This window comes from Microbacterium sp. (assembly GCF_039812165.1).
Lineage (GTDB): Bacteria > Actinomycetota > Actinomycetes > Actinomycetales > Microbacteriaceae > Microbacterium.
On sequence record NZ_JBDIAB010000012.1, the window covers coordinates 12435 to 29170 of the forward strand.

The 16736-nt window shown below is 69.9% G+C and carries 12 protein-coding genes; 1 reads left to right on the forward strand and 11 read right to left on the reverse strand.

Features of this window, described 5'->3' with window-relative positions; all coding sequences use genetic code 11:
* The first annotated feature begins 220 nt into the window (after positions 1-220).
* Positions 221-1831 carry a DUF4082 domain-containing protein gene (locus WML84_RS02425; protein ID WP_347344570.1) on the forward strand — a complete coding sequence of 537 codons (1611 nt, stop codon included), beginning with the start codon at positions 221-223 and terminating at the stop codon, positions 1829-1831.
* 114 nt (positions 1832-1945) lie between these two features.
* Here the strand turns inward: WML84_RS02425 and WML84_RS02430 are convergent, their stop codons facing one another.
* From WML84_RS02430 to WML84_RS02480, 11 genes are all read right to left on the reverse strand, one after another.
* The gene (locus WML84_RS02430; RefSeq protein ID WP_347344571.1) at positions 1946-2203 is read right to left on the reverse strand and encodes an acyl carrier protein; all 258 of its coding nucleotides are present in this window, start codon (positions 2201-2203) and stop codon (positions 1946-1948) included.
* Between the two features lie 21 nt (positions 2204-2224).
* The gene (locus WML84_RS02435; RefSeq protein WP_347344572.1) at positions 2225-3451 is read right to left on the reverse strand and encodes a pyridoxal-dependent decarboxylase, exosortase A system-associated; all 1227 of its coding nucleotides are present in this window, start codon (positions 3449-3451) and stop codon (positions 2225-2227) included.
* Positions 3448-5016, reverse strand: coding sequence for an acyl-CoA ligase (AMP-forming), exosortase A system-associated (locus WML84_RS02440; protein ID WP_347344573.1), 1569 nt, complete (start codon positions 5014-5016; stop codon positions 3448-3450). The genes WML84_RS02435 and WML84_RS02440 overlap by 4 nt, the downstream gene beginning before the upstream one ends.
* Positions 5013-7397, reverse strand: a complete 2385-nt coding sequence (locus WML84_RS02445) for a glycosyltransferase (protein WP_347344574.1) — start codon at positions 7395-7397, stop codon at positions 5013-5015. The genes WML84_RS02440 and WML84_RS02445 overlap by 4 nt, the downstream gene beginning before the upstream one ends.
* The gene (locus WML84_RS02450; RefSeq protein WP_347344575.1) at positions 7394-8851 is read right to left on the reverse strand and encodes a lipopolysaccharide biosynthesis protein; all 1458 of its coding nucleotides are present in this window, start codon (positions 8849-8851) and stop codon (positions 7394-7396) included. Before WML84_RS02450 ends, WML84_RS02445 begins: the two co-directional genes overlap by 4 nt.
* The gene (locus WML84_RS02455; protein ID WP_347344576.1) at positions 8848-9960 is read right to left on the reverse strand and encodes a DegT/DnrJ/EryC1/StrS family aminotransferase; all 1113 of its coding nucleotides are present in this window, start codon (positions 9958-9960) and stop codon (positions 8848-8850) included. The genes WML84_RS02450 and WML84_RS02455 overlap by 4 nt, the downstream gene beginning before the upstream one ends.
* The gene (locus tag WML84_RS02460; protein ID WP_347344577.1) at positions 9957-10583 is read right to left on the reverse strand and encodes a NeuD/PglB/VioB family sugar acetyltransferase; all 627 of its coding nucleotides are present in this window, start codon (positions 10581-10583) and stop codon (positions 9957-9959) included. Before WML84_RS02460 ends, WML84_RS02455 begins: the two co-directional genes overlap by 4 nt.
* A complete protein-coding gene (locus WML84_RS02465; RefSeq protein WP_347344578.1) occupies positions 10580-11725 on the reverse strand; it encodes a DegT/DnrJ/EryC1/StrS family aminotransferase in 1146 nt (381 codons plus the stop codon). Before WML84_RS02465 ends, WML84_RS02460 begins: the two co-directional genes overlap by 4 nt.
* The gene (locus WML84_RS02470) at positions 11722-12717 is read right to left on the reverse strand and encodes an NAD-dependent epimerase/dehydratase family protein (RefSeq protein ID WP_347344579.1); all 996 of its coding nucleotides are present in this window, start codon (positions 12715-12717) and stop codon (positions 11722-11724) included. The genes WML84_RS02465 and WML84_RS02470 overlap by 4 nt, the downstream gene beginning before the upstream one ends.
* Positions 12718-12733: 16 nt before the next feature.
* Complete coding sequence (locus WML84_RS02475) at positions 12734-13786, reverse strand: Gfo/Idh/MocA family oxidoreductase (RefSeq protein WP_347344580.1); 1053 nt, start codon at positions 13784-13786, stop codon at positions 12734-12736.
* Between the two features lie 31 nt (positions 13787-13817).
* The coding region (locus WML84_RS02480; RefSeq protein WP_347344581.1) for a DUF4082 domain-containing protein at positions 13818-16736 on the reverse strand (2919 nt) is incomplete at its 5' end.

Consider the following 16736-nt stretch of genomic DNA (forward strand, 5'->3'; position numbering starts at 1 on the left):
GTATCGAGGCAATCTCTATGACTGCTGAGTACACGGCCGACATCTCCTCTTCCGTGCGCCCCCCTACTAGACTGTGCGCACCAGAGACCTTCTCATCAGGTGAAAAATCTCTCACATGGGGGTGAGACCCAGGACCGCTATGTCAGGGTTGTGTATTGCACCCGGCCGTCTGACCCGAGACGCCGTGCCAACTGCTCCCTAACCCGAAGGAATCTTCAGCGTGCCCATCGCCCTCACGAAGCAGACGCGGAACCGCCGCAGCGCCAGCGAAAGCAGGCGCCGCGGACTCCGTACCAAGCTCACCGCAGCCATCCCTCTCGCCGTCGCCGCGCTCCTCGCCGTGACGCCGCTCGCCGCGCCCGGCGCATCGGCGGCCGCGCCCGCCGGCGTGTTCGCCTCGGACGTGAAGCCGAGCATCCCGGCCGCCGACGACAAGAACTCGGTCGAGCTCGGTGTGAAGTTCACCGTGGCGTCCACCGGCGTCGTGACGGGCATCGAGTACTACTCGACGCCCGCCAACCGCGGCACGCACGTGGGCTCGCTGTGGGACTCGGACGGCAAGCGCCTCGCCAGTGTGACGTTCCCCAGCAGCACCAGGTCGGGCTGGCTGTCCGCCGACTTCACGAAGCCCGTCGCGGTCCAGGCCGGAAAGAGCTATGTGGCGTCGTACCTCGCGCCCCAGGGCGGCTACGCGGTCACGGAGAACTTCTTCACGAGCCCCTACACGTCGGACGGCGCGACCTTCCCGAGGAACGCAGGCGTCTACAAGTACGGCAGTGGAGGCTATCCCACGCAGGTCTACAAGGCGTCCAACTATCTCGTAGACGTCCTCTACCGCCCCGACTCCTCGTCCCCGACGCCCACCGCCACGTCGACGCCGCGGCCCACGTCGACCCCCACCCCGACTCCGACTCCGACACGGACCGCGACGCCGAGGCCGACCGCCACGCCCACCGCGACCACCCCGCCGCCCGCGGCCCCCACGCCCAGCGCGCCCCAGGCTCCGGGCGGCAGCGGCCAGAAGAACTGCATCAACGTGCCCTCCGCGTGCGGATACCCCGATGAGACGAACACGGGTGTGAAGCCGGGCTCCACACTCACTCGCGTGCCGCAGGATGCCACGAGCGGCCCGGGCTGGTCGTACCGATCCGACATCCGTACGGTCCAGACGACCGGGAACGGTGCGACCCTCGAGAACCTGTCGATCGCCGGCGGCTCGATCATCGTGCTGCACAGCGGCGTGACGCTGCGCAACGTGTATGTCCAGTCGAACGACTACTACCCCATCAACTGCGTCTACTCCGGCGCCACGCGCGACGCGGACAGCTGCCTCGGTCTGACGGCCGAGAATGTCGAGATCGCCGGCACGGCGAACTGCCAGGCCGCCATGGCCTTCAACGGCTACACCGCGCGACGCGTGTACGTGCATGGCTGCCTCGACGGATTCAAGGCGAACTCGGACGTCGTCATCGAGGACAGCTACGTGACGGACCTCGCCGTCGTCGCGGGCTCGCACAACGACGGCGTGCAGTCGACCGCACAGGGCAACCTGACCTTCCGACACAACACCTTCAAGCTCGGCAACCAGTCCGGCATCAACGCGGTGTTCCAGATGGGCATGAAGGACCGTGTCGGAACCGGCGTGACGATCGAGAACAGCCTCATCGACGGCGGCGGCTACATGCTGAACTCGACGCCCATCTCGGGCGTCCTGATCAAGGACAACCGCTTCACCCGGCGTTCGACGTGGGGCATCGGAGAGGTGAAGGGCGGCTCCTGGGTCGGCAACTACTGGGACGACACCCTCGCACTGGTCTCTCAGAACGGCTGACGGACGCGACGCGTTCTGGTCGCGTCCGCCCATCGAGACGGCCGATCGCCGATGCACCTGCATCGACGATCGGCCGTTTCGTCGTCGTGCCGTAACTCGACGGCTCGCGTCGGATCAGTCGGTGGCGCGCTTGGCGTCGACGAACTCGGTGAGCGTGCCGACGGTCTCGAACAGCTCGGCGCCGAACTCGTCGTCGTCGATGGTGATGTCGAACCGGTCCTCGAGCGCGCCGACGAGCGCGACGACGCCGAACGAGTCGAGCTCCGGAAGCGAGCCGAACAGCGCCGTGTCGAGGGTGAGGTCTTCGGGGGCTTGCGAGAGCTCGAGCGTCTCGATGAGAACGGTGCGAACGTCGTCGATGGTGTCAGACATGAGGAACTCCTTGTCGAGGGGTCAGACGAGCACCTCGGCGGGCGCCGGGTGTCCGAGGAAGGCGGTGGGGCTCGCGGTGAGGCCATAGGCGCCCTGCTGGAAGATGACGATCAGGTCATCGATCCGCGCGGGCGGCAGCGTGACGTCGTCGCCGAGGAGGTCGAGCGGCGTGCACAGGCAGCCGACGACGTTGACGCCCTCGTCGGCGCTCTCCTCGACGCGGTTGCCCACGACGAGTGGGTAGTTGCGACGGATCGCCTGGCCGAAATTGCCTGAGGCGGCGAGCTGGTGGTGCATGCCGCCGTCGACGACCAGGTAGGTGCGACCGCGTGAGATCTTGCGGTCGACGACGCGTGTGACGTAGACGCCGCATTCGCCGACGATGTACCGGCCGAGCTCGATCACGGGGCTCGCCTGCGGGAACCGCGAGGCGATGACGCCGTCGACCAGCTCATGGAGGCTCTGGGCGACGGCCTCGAGGTCGAGCGGCCGGTCCTTCTCCGTGTAGGGGATGCCGAATCCGCCGCCGAGGTTGAGGTAGCGCAGGTCGCCGGGCAGGTGTCCGGCCAGGTCGGTCACGAGGTCCACGGTGCGCCGCTGCGCCTCGGCGATGATGTCCGCGTTGAGGTTCTGCGAGCCGGCGAAGACATGGAAGCCGAGGATGTCGACACCGAGGGCCGCTGCTTCTGCCAGCACCGCGGGAACCTGCTCCGCGTCGATGCCGAACTGCTGCGGTCCGCCGCCCATGCGCATGCCCGAGCCCTTGACGGCGAAGTCGGGGTTGACCCGGACGGCGATCGTCGGCGTGATGCCGAGCTCGTCTCCGGCCGCGGCGACGCGCGCGAGCTCGGTCGCCGATTCCACCTCGACGATGATGCCGGCGGCGACCGCCTGACGGATCTCGGCGGCGACCTTGCCCGGGCCGGCGAAGCTGACCCGATCGGGGCGGATGCCGGAGTCCAGTGCCGTCTGCATCTCCAGGGACGAGGCGACGTCGATCCGATCGACCGTCCGCGCGAGGTGGTGGACCACGGCAGGCATGGGGTTCGCCTTCATCGCGAAGCTCAGCTCGATCCGAGACGGCAGCGCAGCGCGGAGGCCGGCCACACGTGCGTCGAGGAGCCCCCGATCGTAGGCGAAGAACGGTGTGGAGCCCACGCGCGCCGCCAGACGGCTCAGCGGGACGCCGCCTACGCGCAGCTCGCCGTCGACGGTGCCGAACTCGGCGGCGTGCTCGTGGGGCTTCATGCGGACACCTCGTGCTTGATCAGGTTGCGGTCGAACTTGCCGTTCGGAGAGCGGGGCAGCTCGTCCCGGACGTCGATCGTCCCGGGGACCATGTAGAGCGGAAGGCGCTGGCGGAGCGCCGTCGTGAGCTCGGCGGCATCCAGGACCTCTCCCGTCGGGGTCGCGACGAGGACGATCCGCTGCCCCAGGGCCGCGTCCTCCACGCCGAGCGCGACGGCGTCACGGACCAGACCGGTGCTGTACGCCGCCTCCTCGATCTCGGTGGGGCTCACGCGATACCCGGAGGTCTTGATCATGTCGTCGTGCCGGCCGACGAACGAGAGGAATCCCTCCTCGTCCGCCACGACCGTGTCACCCGACCACACCGCCATCTCGGGAGTGCGCCACTCCTGCCCGGGCCGGACGATCGGCCGGTAGCGCTCCGCGGTGCGCACCGGATCGTTCCAGTAGCCCAGCGCGACGAGTGCACCGCGATGGACGAGCTCACCCTCCTCGCCCGGAGCGCATTCGGTGCCGTCGGGGCGCAGCACGAGGATCTCGGCGTTGGGGATGGCCTTGCCGATGGAACCCGGCCGTCGGTCCACCTCCGCGGGGTCGAGATACGTGGAGCGGAATGCCTCCGTGAGCCCGTACATCAGGTAGGGATCGGCCTCCGTGAAGATCCCGCGCAGACGATCGAGCGTGGCGCGCGGCATCCGTCCTCCGGTGTTGGCGAAGTACCTCAGGCGCCTCGCCGCGTCCTCCGGCCACGGGACGTCGACGAGCTGCAACCACAGCGGCGGCACACACGTGAGTCCGGTGACGCCGTGGCGTGCGCACAGCTTGGCGACCTCACGGGGAAGGAGGTAGTTCATGAGCACGCAGTGGGCACCGACCGCGAAGGCGGTGGTCACCTGGCTCAAGCCCGCGTCGAAGCTCAGGGGCAGCACGCTGAGGATGACGTCCTCGGCGGTGTTGTGCAGGTAGGTGCTGACGCTCTCGGCGCCGACGATGAGATTGCGATGGCTGAGGACGACCCCCTTCGGCTTGCCCGTGCTTCCGGAGGTGTAGAGGATCGCGGCCGGGTCGACGTCGATGGCGGGGGATGCCGACGGCCGGCCGGCCGCATCCTGGCCCTCGTCCCAGCCGTGCACGCGGATGCCCTCCGGCACCGCCTTGGGCGGGGCTCCGACGACGACGACGTCCTGGACCGCCGTCCCGGGCAGCGTCTCGGCGAGCTGCGCGAGGCGATCCGCCGAGGTGACGAGGATGCGCGCACCGCTGTCGACGAGGATGTGCCCGACCTGCATCGGCTTGAGCACGTGGTTGATCGGCACGAACATCCCACCGGCCGCTGTGGCCGCGAAGATAGCGCACACGGTCTCCAGCCGCTTCTCGAGATAGATGGCGGCGCGATCACCGCGCTGGAGGCCGAGCCCCTGCAGCTGCGCCGCAGCGGCGCGCACGATGTCCCACGTCCGGGCGTAGCCGATCGTGTCGTCGCGGTAGGTCAGTGCCGGCGCATCGGGCGTCGCCGCCGCGGCCTGCGCGAGCAGGTCGTGGAAGTTCGTGCGGATGGACGTCATCGGCGGGTCTCCTCCTCAAGCCAGGTCAGCAGCTGCTCCGCCCGTGATGACCAGGCAGCATTGGCAACCGATCGCTGGATCTCGGCTCGATCCGGCTTCTCCGCCAAGAACTCGAGCACGAGCGAGGCGAACGTCGCCGGGGTCTGCGCGACACGGACGAAACGACCGTCGAGGCCCTTCGTCGTCGCCACGTCGGTCGCGACCACGGGCAGTCCGGCCGCGAGATACTCCACCGTCTTGAGCGGATAGCTGCGGCGGTTGAACATCGTGTCCGCATACGGAGTGAGCCCGACATCGATGCGTGCGAGATAGGCGGGCAGTTCGCCCCGCGGAACTCCGTCGACCCACTGGACACCGGGAAGCCGGATCAGCCTGGCGAACGTGTCTGCTGCCTCCGAGGAATGGAACCGCTGCGGCCCTACGAGCAGCAGGCTGATCCCTGCTCGCTGGACCTCCTCCAGCATGGACAGGTCGATCCGGGCGTTGAACTGCCCGATGACCCCCGCCACCGGCGCGGTGAGCCGGACGTCGCGCGCAGGCTGCGCCCGCTCCGCGACGCCCTCGAGGTCGGCGCCGTTCGGGAGCCAGCGCGAGGCACGACTGGTCCGTTGCAGGTGGCGGCCGAGCTCGGGCGTCACGGCGAGGACGAGATCCGCCGCGCGGAGGTTCGCTTCGCGGGAGGCGTCGAGATACCGCTGGCTGACGCCCCACAGCACGCCGGCGGCCACGAAGTCGTCCGTCGCGTAGTAGACCTTGGTGCCGGGAAGCTTCTCCGTGAGGGCGAGCATCGGCGATGACGACGCGCATACGACCGCGTACGGCGCGATTCCCCGCCGCTTGCAGAACTCCTCGGCCACCCGAGCGCAGCGCGAGTCGGCGATCGTGCGGAGCAGCGGGCGTTGATTCGCCGGCACGGTCGCGCCGCGCAACCGGACGACGTTCGGTCTCGGATACGAGACCGCGGGCACCGCGCGGACGCGGCGGCGGAACGGGCTCTGCGGGGGGTCGACCCAGATCACCTTGCGGTCGCGCGACAGCTCCGTGACCAGTTGCCGGTCCGTTCCGGCGACGTCCTCCCAGGCGACACCCGGGAAGTACACGATCGGGCCTTCAGCTGACGGGGCGACCCGTCGCTTCGAATCGCGCTCCTCGTCGGAGCCGGCGACCGGAACCGCGTTGAAGTCGTCCGTGCGGCGTGTGCCCCGCAGACCCGCCCACTTGCGCCGGACGTAATAGCTCCCGTAGCCGAGGAAGGAAGCGATCGTCGCGCCCCGGCGACGTTTCTGCTCGGCACGAGCGATCCAGGCGTCGCGGTAGATGGCGAGCTGTCTGCGCGCCGCCGACTCGAGCGTGAACTCCTCCACGACGGAACGCCCGAATCGTCCGAGCTCGTCGCGCAGGGTCTCATCCGTCAACAGCGGCTTCAGCTCTTCGCACAGCCGTGCGACCCGGTCCGTGTCGTCGGCTCCGATCCCGTACCAGCCCTGCCAGCGGAAGACGTCCACCGACTCCGTCGAAAGCGTTCGGAAGAAGCCCTTCTCACCTTGGACGATCAGAGGCTTGCCGAAGGCGAGCGAACGAAGGGCGGAGCCGCCCATCCCCAACACGATGTCGGCGGCGGCGTACGCCGCGCGCGGGTCTTCAAGGGCGCCCGTGAAGACGATGCTCTTGCGACCGCTGCGCGCGTCGGCGTGCGCGGCGGCGCGCTCCATCTCGGCGCGTGAACGTCCGTCGCCCACGATCAGCAGCTGGAAGGGCGAGGAGTCGGCGAGCTCGGCCGTCGCCTCGATCGCGGTGAAGATGCCCTCCGCCTTGAGATCGGGAACGAGGCGGCTGACGCAGACGAGCAACGGACGCTCGTCGAGACCCCACTTCGCACGGAAGGCGGCCACGTCATCCGGGTCGAGCGGAGTGTTGTGCTCGAGGTCGACCGGCGGCTCGATCAGGTTCACCGGGATGCGGCCCTTGCCCTGCTCCACCGCGGAGATCTGCTGCGTGCCGACGACGAGCGGCATCCACTTCGGGAGGAACGGCGCGACGGCCATCGACATCACCGTGCAGACCGAGGCGGCATCGGGGATCGGCTCCGTCGCGATCGCGGCTTCCAGCCCGGGCGGCCACTCGTAGCCGTGAACGATGTCGATGCCGCGATCGACGACGATCTCACGGATCGCACGTGCGACCCGCAGCGACGGACGACGGCCGGGCTCTGGTGACTCGATGAACTCCAGACCGAGCTCGTCGATGCGCGCGCACAGGTCACCGCGGCTCCCGAAGACGATGCACTCGTGGCCGAGGCGCGAGATCGCGGCCGCGAGCTCGATCGCGTTGGTCTGGCTGCCGCCCAGATCCAGGTCATGGGGGTACACGAGGATCTTCACGACTCGTCCTTCCTGGTCGCAGCCGACCGAAGACGCCTCAGGTTATCGCGCTGCCACCACGCGAGCCCAGCGATGACCACCAGGGAGAACAGCCCGGCTGCGGCAGCGGCGAAGAACGGGACGTCGATCAGACGCGCGGCCCCCCACGCGCCGAACCAGACGACGACACCCGCCGCAGAAGGGAGCGCGACAGCGGCCACGACGCTGCGGGCACGCACACCGATCCGATGAAGGCTCACCAGGTAGAGAGGCGCCGACACCACGAGCGCCACGACGAACTGGATGGCGGCGACGCCCGGCTCCTGCCACAGGTTGACCACAGAGAGCATCAGCGGCAGCGCGACGGCGAACGAGCACGCCTGGATGAGCAGCACGACACCGGACTTGCCCTGCACCACCAGATAGTCGTAGGCGAGCTCGAACCAGATCTTCAATGCGGCGAACGCCGCCATCCAGAGCAGGACCGCGGCCGCCGGCAGCCAGGCGGAGCCATAGACGAACTCCACCACCGGCTCTGCGGCGCCACTGATCGCGAGGCATGCCGGTATCGCGACGCAGGAGAGGATCGCGAGCACGCGGGAGAAGTTCCGCGACATCCGCTCGGGCTCCGATTTGAGCGCCGAGAACGCCGCGGGCGCCACGGCGCGCAACGGCTGAGAGAAGATCGAGATGGGCCAGCTCGCCAGGTTGAACGCGAGCACGTAGAAGCCGAGTGCCTGCGCCCCGAGGACGGAGCCGACGATCATCTGGTCGGCATAGCCGGAGGCGAACACGACGATGCTGGACGCGGCGAGGGGGAGGCCGAAACTGAACAGTCGGCGCGCGAGCGTCACGTCCCAGCCGAACCGGTACGGCACCGGCGACCAGTAGATGATCATCAGACCGGACACGATGCTCGCGACGAGGCGGCCGATCGCAAGGCTCATCGCCCCCCAGCCCAGGAGGGCGAGCAGCAGGGAGATGCCCGCGCCCAGCCACGTGTGCACCTGATCGGCGATCGTGCGCTGCTTCTGCATGAACTCGCGCTGGAGGATCGCCGCGGGGGTCGCCACCAATCCGTTGAGGAGGATGGAGATCGACAGCACTTGCACGACCGACGTCGCCCGCACGTCGCCGAGCATCGTGGATATCCACGGGGCGCCGAAGAACATCGCGGCCGTCAGGAGAGCGCTGCTGGCGACCGTGATCGTGTTGATGGTCGGAGCGATGGTCGCCGGTGCATCGCGCCAGCGGATGACAGCGAGGCTGACGCCCAGCTCGTTGAAGCTCAGGATCGCCAGCAGCGTCACCGTGGCGATCGCGAAGACGCCGAACTCCTCCGGCCCGAGCACGCGAGCGAGGACGACTCCGATCGCGAGGGTGCCCAGCCTGGCGGCGATCGTGTTTCCGAAGCTCCAGCCGAACGCGCGCGACGCGCGCCGAGTGACCGAGCCTTCGGGCGGGTCTTCGGTCATCGACGCACCACTCGGGCCAACTCCTGAGCGACGCGTTCCTGCTGCTCGCCGGTCAGGTGCGGGAACATGGGCAACGACAGGATGCGATCTGCCGCCGCCTCGGCGACCGGGAACTGCCCTCGGCGATAGCCGAGCCCCGCGTACGCCTCGGTGAGGTGCACCGGAGTCGGGTAGTGGATCGCCACGCCGACGCCGGCGGCGTTCATCTCGGCGAGCACGCGGTCGCGGTCGTCCACCTGCACGACGTACAGGTGCCATACGTCCTCGTTGCCGGGCCGCACCACCGGCGTGCGGACCCCGTCCACGTCGCCGAGGAGCTCGCCGTAGCGGGCCGCGGCGGCACGGCGCGCGGCGTTCCAGCCGTCCAGCCGACGGAGCTTCGCGCGCAGGACCGGGGCCTGCACGGCATCCAGCCGCGCGTTCATGCCGATGCGGTCGTGCACGTACTTGACCGAGCTGCCATGGGCCGCGACGTTCCGGACGAACGCCGCGATCTCGGCGTCGTCCGTCATGACCGCGCCCGCGTCGCCGGCGGCGCCGAGATTCTTGCCGGGGTAGAAGCTGGTGCCCGCGACCCGGCCGAGTGCGCCGGCACGGCCGGCGGACGATGTGGCGCCCTGCGACTGCGCGGCGTCCTCGACGACGGCGATGCCGTGCGCGTCGGCGATCGGCAGGATCCGCTCCACGGGAGCGGTCTGGCCGTAGAGGTGCACGGGTGCGATCGCGCGCGTGCGGGGCGTGATCGCCGCCTCCACGGCATCCGGGTCGATCAGGAGGTGCTCCGCATCCACGTCGACGAAGACCGGGACGGCCCCGATGCGCGAGACCGCCTCGGCGGTCGCGATGAACGTGTTGGCCGGCATGATGACCTCGTCGCCGGCCTCGGTGCCGAGCGCGCGGAACGCGAGCTCCAGCGCATCGGTGCCGTTGGAGACTCCGATGACGTGGTCGACGCCGATGTACGCGGCGTACTCCTCCTCGAAGGCGGTCACCTCCGCGCCGCCGATGAAGCCCGCCGACAGGAACTGGCGCTGCCAGACCGGAAGGACCTCGTCTGCGATCTCGGCCTGCTGCGATGCGATGTCGAGGAACGGAATCTGCACGCTCACGCACTCACTCCCAATTGTCTGGCGGGCACTCCGGCCCAGGTCTGATCGTCAGGAACGTCGGCGAGGACGATCGCCCCCATGCCGACGGTGGCGCCTCCGCCGATGGTGACGCCCTGCCGGACGCCCGCGTTCATGCCCACGTAGGCCGCCTCCCCCACCTGCACGCTCCCGCCGAGCGCCACCCCTGCGGCGAGTGTAGCGAAATCGTCGAGCACGCAGTCGTGCGTGATGGTGCAGTTCGGCATGACCACGACGTGGTGCCCGACGAGAGCGTCCGCGGTGACCACCACGCCGTCGAGCAGGATGCTGCCGGCCGCCACGTCGCTGGTGGAGCCGATCCGCGCCGACCTGGCGACGTAGGTGGCGAAACGGTCGTCGGTCACACCGAGGCCGGCGAGTCGTCGCACGACCGCGCGTCGGCCCGCGCTCGGGCCCACGCAGACCAGCAGCTGCTCGTCCCTGGAGGCCGCGTCGTCGATGGTGCCGACGACCTCCACGCCGCCGATGCGGTCGCCGAGGAGACCGGGCTTGTCATCGAGGATGCCGACGACGCCGGTGATGCCGGCGGCGAGCACTTCGCGGGCGAGTCCGCTCGCCCCCACGAGCAGGAGTCCGTCCGTCACTCCGATCGACCGCCGGGATGCCGCAGCACGGCGATGACGCGGTCCTGATCCTCGTCCGTCAGCGTGTGGTAGACGGGCAGGATCAGCGTGCGGTCGTTCAGCCGCTCGGTGACCGGCAGGCCTCCCTCGGGTGTGAGACCGCGGTAGGGCGGCTGCCGATGCGATGCCATGATCCCGCGGCGCGCGGAGATCTCCGCGTGCGCGAGCGCCTCGAGCAGTCCCTCGCGATCGGTCGGGTACTCGTCGTCGACCTCGACCCAGAACGACTGGAAGTTGCCGGTGCCGTGCGCGGGATCGGCCACGGCGCGAAGGCCGGGGATGTCGGCGATGGCCGCCTGGTACCGCGCCGCGATCTCGCGGCGACGGGCGACGATCTCGGGAAGCCGGCCGAGCTGCACCAGCCCGACCGCGGCCTGCAGGTCGGTCATGCGGAAGTTGTATCCGACCTCGGAGTACTCCTCGGCGGGCGGCAGCACGGAGCGATGCCGATCGGCGGCCGAGACGCTCATCGCGTGCTCGCGCAGATGCTTCGCCCGAAGCGCCCAGTCCTCGCGCGACGTCGTGATCATGCCGCCCTCGCCCGTGGTCAGGAGCTTGCGGGGATGGAACGACCAGGCGGCGATGTCGGCGCCGGCGCCCACGGGGCGGCCCTTGTACGTCGAGCCGGCGCCGCACGCGGCATCCTCCACGACGACGATCCCGAGAGGATCGGTGACGGCGCGGATGCCGTCGAGATCCACCGGCACGCCGCCCTGGTCGACGGCGATGACCGCCTTCGTCGTCGGCGTCAGCACGGCTTCGACCGTCTCGGCGGTCAGGTTGCCGGTGAGCGGATCGACGTCGGCGAAGATCGGGTTGGCGCCCACGTACCGCACCGCGTTGGTGGTGGCGATGAACGAGAAGGACGGCACGACGACGTCGTCTCCCTCTCCGACGCCGGCCACGATCAGCGCGAGGTGGAGCGCGGTCGTGCAGCTGGTGACCGCGACGGCGTGGGGAGCCTGCATCGCGGCGGCGAACTCCTCCTCGAACCGCGCCACGCGCGGTCCCTGCGCCACCCAGCCGCTCGCGATCGCCTCCGCGACCGCGTCGGCCTCCTCCTGGCCGAGCCAGGGGATCATGACGTTGATGCGACCGCTCATCGGGCTGACACCGCCCGGCCCGCGGCGATCTCCTCGCGGAGCGGCTCCCACCACTGCACGAGCTGACGGAGTCCCTCGTCGACGCCGATCGTCGACTCGAAGCCGAGGTCGCGCTTCGCGGCGCTCGTGTCGGCGAGACGACGCACGACGCCGTTCACCGCACGCTCGGGGCCGTGCTCGACGCCGAGGTCGGAGCCCATCACCCGCAGGAGCGCCTGGGCGAGCTCGAGAAGGCTCGTCTCGGTGCCGCTGGCGATGTTGTAGGTGCCCTCGACGATGTCGCTCTGTGCCGCGAGCACGTTGGCCCGCGCGATGTCGGGCACGCAGACGAAGTCCATGGTCTGCTGTCCGTCGCCGAAGATCAGCGGCGGCTTGCCGTCGGCGATGCGCTCCATCCATCGCACGAGGACCTCGGTGTACAGGCCGTGCACGTCCATGCGCGGGCCGTAGACGTTGAAGTAGCGGAGCAGGACGTAGTCGAGACCCTGCATCGCGCGGAAGGAGCGGACGAGTCCCTCGTTGAAGGTCTTCGCGGCGCCGTAGATCGTGTCGTTGTTCTCGTGGTGGTGACGCTCGTCGGTGGGGAACTGCTCAGCCATGCCGTAGACCGAGGCGCTGGATGCCGCGACGAGCTTGCCGACCTTATGCTTGGCGGCCGCCTCGACGACGTTGAACGTGCCGTCGACGAGGACTTCGAGCGCCAGACGCGGCTCCTCCGCGCACTGGGTGATGCGGATCGCGGCCTGGTGGAAGACGACGTCCTTGCCCGCCGTGAGGTCGTCCACGAGCTTCGCGTCGCGGATGTCGCCGTCGACGAGCTCGACCCGTCCCGACGCGAGCGCGTCGTCGAGGTTCGCGCGGCGGCCCCGGACGAGGTTGTCGAGGACGTCGATGCGAGCGGCACCCGCCTCGAGCAGCTGATCGACGAGGGTCGAGCCGATCGTGCCGGCGCCGCCGGTCACGAGGATGTTCGCTCCTTCGAGCTTGGTCATGGTGTTTCGTTTCCGTTCAGTTGGTCGTGTCGATGACGTGAGGGGCACCGGCGTTGCGCAGGCTCCCCGTGGCCGCTTCCAGCACCGAGAGCACGCGCAGGCCGGACTCGCCGCTCGTGCGCGCCTCGCGCCCGTCTCGGATGGCGGCCGCGAACTCGGCGGCCACGTTGGCGAGGGCCTCGCGCTCGGGAAGGGCCGGCGACCACGTGTCGCCGAGACGGTAGGAGATGTTGGCATCCCGCGCCGTCGCCGTCGTCGCCGCCTGCTTCGAGACGTGCTCGAGGTCGACGCCGCGGTCGTAGACGCTCAGTCGCTGCTGGGGGTTGAGGTCGTCCCACACGAGCGTGCGCTTCGTGCCGCCGATGACCATCTGCCGGATCTTCGTGGGGCTCAGCCAGTTCACGTGGATGTGGGCCATCGCTCCGCCCGACAGCGGCAGTGTCAGGTAGCCGACGCAGGACTTGCCGGTCTGGAGCGGGTCCGCACCGTGCGCCGCCACCGTCGCGCCGTCCAGTCCACCGGGGAGCACGAAGTCCATGATCGACAGGTCGTGGGGCGCGAGGTCCCAGAACACGTCGACGTCGGGCTGGATGAGACCGAGGTTGATGCGGACGCTGTCGACGAAGAGGATATCGCCGAGGAAGCCGTCCTCGATCAGCTCGCGGATCTTCAGCACGGCCGGCGTGTAGCAGTAGGTGTGGTCGGCCATGAGCACGAGGCCGCGCTCGCGCGCCCGTCGCACCATCTCGATGCCTCGCTCGCGCGTGTCGGCGAGCGGCTTCTCGACGATCACGTGCTTGCCCGCGTCGAGCGCCGCGAGCACGATCGGGTGGTGCGTGCGCGCCGGAGTGGCGATCGCCACCGCGTCGATGTCGGGATCGGCCAACAGCTCGTCGAGGCTCCCCGTCACCGGAACGCCGCCGACGCTGTCGGCCACCCGCTGTGCGCGCGCGGTGTCGAGGTCGCAGATCGCCGCGAGGTTCCAGTCGGGGCTGGCACGGAAGTTCCGAGCGAGGTTCGGGCCCCAGTAGCCGGCGCCCACGACGGCGACGTTCAGCCGTTCAGTCACAGATATCCCCTTGTTCTCGCCGAGGGCGAGGTCAGTCGGCGGGGACGAACAGAACGTCGACCCAATAGTTGTGAGCCGAGGTGGCAGCAGGGAACTCACGCGAGTACCCGTATGCGCTTCCTGCCGCAGGGATGGTGAACGGCCCCACCACCGTCTCCGCAGCAAGCGTACCGAGGTCGACGGCATATCTGCCAGTCGTGCTGTACAGACCCACGCGATACTCGGTGCCCGGCTGCAGGTTCACCGGCGTCACGAAGCGCGCGGTCTGCCAGCCGTCGGCGGTCTCGCCGACGAACTCGACCTCGGCGAGCTTCTGTCCGTCGGCGCTCCAGAGGTAGCCGGTGTGCAGGCCGGTGTTGGCCGCGCCCTTGTAGAAGCGGACGCCCTCCGCCGTCCCCGCGGTGGCGACGGTGAACCGCGTGGCCACCTGCACGGCATTGGGGTCCTCCCACCAGGCGTGCTGGGGCAGTGCCTCGCCGAACAGGGTCTGCGCATCGACGAGGGCCGGCGCCGCCGCGGTCTGGAAGCTCCATCCACCCCCGGTGACGGTCGCGTTCTCGGCGGCGACGGATGCCGTGTAGGCCGCCGACCATGCCAGCGGCGTCGCCGGGGTGAACGTGACCGTCCGCGTCGCGGAGTCGTAGCTCGACGTGCCGGCCACGGCACCGCTCGGGCCCGACACGGCGAGCGTCGCTGCCGCGTCGACGTCGAGTGTCGCCGAGATCGTCGTCGTGGGCGCCACGTCGCCGGCCGCCGATCCCGGTGTGGTCGACGTGACCGCGACGGGCGTCGGCTCCGGGTCGGAGGGCGCGGGAGGCGTCGGTGCCGGCGACGGCTCCGGCGTCGGCACGACGGGCGACGCCGGCGGGCTCGCCGCCGCTGCACCGAAGTCGATCTCGGCGTCCACGAAGTACGATGTCGCCGCCCACGTGGAGGTCGGGTAGCCGCCGCTCGCACCGTAGGTGAATCGCCCGTTCGCTCCGCCCGGTCCGGTGATGTCACCGGACGTGCGCGTCTCGGCGAAGTAGTAGGCGGTATAGGCGTAGCCGCTGGTCGAGAAGTACGACACGACGTAGGTGACGCCGGGCTGCAGCGCGACCGGCGTGCTCAGAGGCGCGCGCTGCCAGCCGGAGGCCGTCTCCGCCACGAAGTTCACCTGCGCGAGCACCTCGCCGTTCGGACCCCACAGCGTGCCGCGGTGCGCGCCCGAGTTCGTCGCGCCCTTGAAGAAGCGGATGGCCGTCGCATTGCCCGCCTTGGCCACCGTGAACGCGGTCCCGACCTCGATCGCGTCGTTGTCCACGACGGCCGCGATGTCGGGCACGGCGCTGCCGAAGAGGTTCTGCACGTCGCCGCTCTGCGGGGGCTCCTCGGTCTGGAAGCTCCACGAGTCCAGGGCGAGCCCGTCCACCGTCACGGTCGCCGTGTACGCGCTCGCGAGCGAGAGCGGCGCCTGGGGCGCGAACGACACCACGCGGCTCCCCGCATCGAACGATGCCGTGCCCGTGACGCTGCCGGACGGCCCCGTCAGCGTCATGGACACCGCCTGGCCGGCGGGGGCGCGGTTGAGCGTCGCAGAGATCGCGGTCGCGGCGGCGACATCCGTCGCGCCCGCGGCCGGCGTGCGCGACGTGACGGCCAGCGCCGGCTCACCCGGCGACGCGGAGGGGACGAACTCGACGTCGACGAAGTAGTTCGTCGAGTTCCAGCTGTTCGTCGGCACGACGCCCCCGGAGCCGTAGCGGTAGCGGCCGTTCTCGGGGCTCACGGCGGTGAGGGGCCCGTTGGTGACCGGTGAGGCGAATGCCCCGCCCGTGTACGAGTACCCGCCGTGCGGCGCCACGTACGAGACCGTGTACACGGCCCCCGCGACCAGCGCGACCGGAGAGCTGAGCACAGCGCGCTGCCACCCCGAGGCGGACTCGCTCTGGAAGGTCACCTGCGCGACGCGCTGCCCGGCCGCGTTCCACAGCGAGCCGACGTGCGTTCCCGTGTTGCCCGGCGCCTTGTAGAACCGGATCGCGGTCACCTCGCCCGCGACGGCTGCCGTGAAGGCCATGCCGAGCTCCACCGAGGCGGTGTCGGAGGTCTCCGTGCCGGTCGGGGTGCTGGTGCCCAGCAGTGTCACCGTCGTGCTGGTGCCGGCCGCCTGGAACCACCAGGCCGCGTCGGGCGCCGCTTGGCCGGATGCCGAGTGGATGCCGGTCAGCGAGACGCTCACGACCGCGCCGGCCGGGTAGCTTCCCGACGGGTCGAAGGTCGCGGTCTTGCCGTCGGACGAGAGCGTCCACGACCCGGGCACGGATGCTCCCGAGGCCGTCACGGTGCCGGTGAAGTCGTCGCGGATCGCCGCATCGAAGGTCGCCGTCAGGTTCGACGTGCGCGACACGTCGGTCGCGGCGTTGGCGGGACTCGTGGAGACGAGGGACACCACGGCCTCTCCTCGCTCGAACACGACGTCGACTCCGTAGTCGGTCGACGAGGTGCTCGACGGGAAGCCCTGCGAGTAGGTGAAGACGCCACCGCTCGCCGGCACGGAGAGCGGGCCACGCGTGTACGCCGAGCCGAAGGCGCCCGGGGTGGCCGAGTATGCGCCGTTCGGCGCGACGTACGACGCCACGTACTCGATGCCGGGCTGAACCGAGACCGGTGTGCTGAGCTGGGCGATCTGCCAGCCGGCGGTGGACTCGTTCTCGAAGGTCACGCTCGCCAGCGGGTTGCCCGAGGCATCCCACAGGGTGCCGGTGTGGGTGCCCGTGTTCGCCGCGCCCTTGTAGAACTTCAGCGCGGTGATGTTGCCCGGCTCGGTGACCGTGAACTTCACGCCGAGCGTGACGAGCGCCCGGTCGGTGTCGGAGACGATCGTGGGCACGCGGCTCTCGCTGAACAGGCTGCACGGGCACTGTCCGACCGGCAGGTCGGCGCCCTGCGTCGTGAACGACCAGGCCGC

Coding starts and splice junctions, on each gene's coding strand:
- WML84_RS02465 (WP_347344578.1), bottom strand. CDS start 11,725: ATGAGCGGTCGCATCAACGTCATGATCCCCTGGCTCGGCCAGGAGGAG.
- WML84_RS02450 (WP_347344575.1), bottom strand. CDS start 8,851: ATGACCGAAGACCCGCCCGAAGGCTCGGTCACTCGGCGCGCGTCGCGC.
- WML84_RS02440 (WP_347344573.1), bottom strand. CDS start 5,016: ATGACGTCCATCCGCACGAACTTCCACGACCTGCTCGCGCAGGCCGCG.
- WML84_RS02470 (WP_347344579.1), bottom strand. CDS start 12,717: ATGACCAAGCTCGAAGGAGCGAACATCCTCGTGACCGGCGGCGCCGGC.
- WML84_RS02435 (WP_347344572.1), bottom strand. CDS start 3,451: ATGAAGCCCCACGAGCACGCCGCCGAGTTCGGCACCGTCGACGGCGAG.
- WML84_RS02430 (WP_347344571.1), bottom strand. CDS start 2,203: ATGTCTGACACCATCGACGACGTTCGCACCGTTCTCATCGAGACGCTC.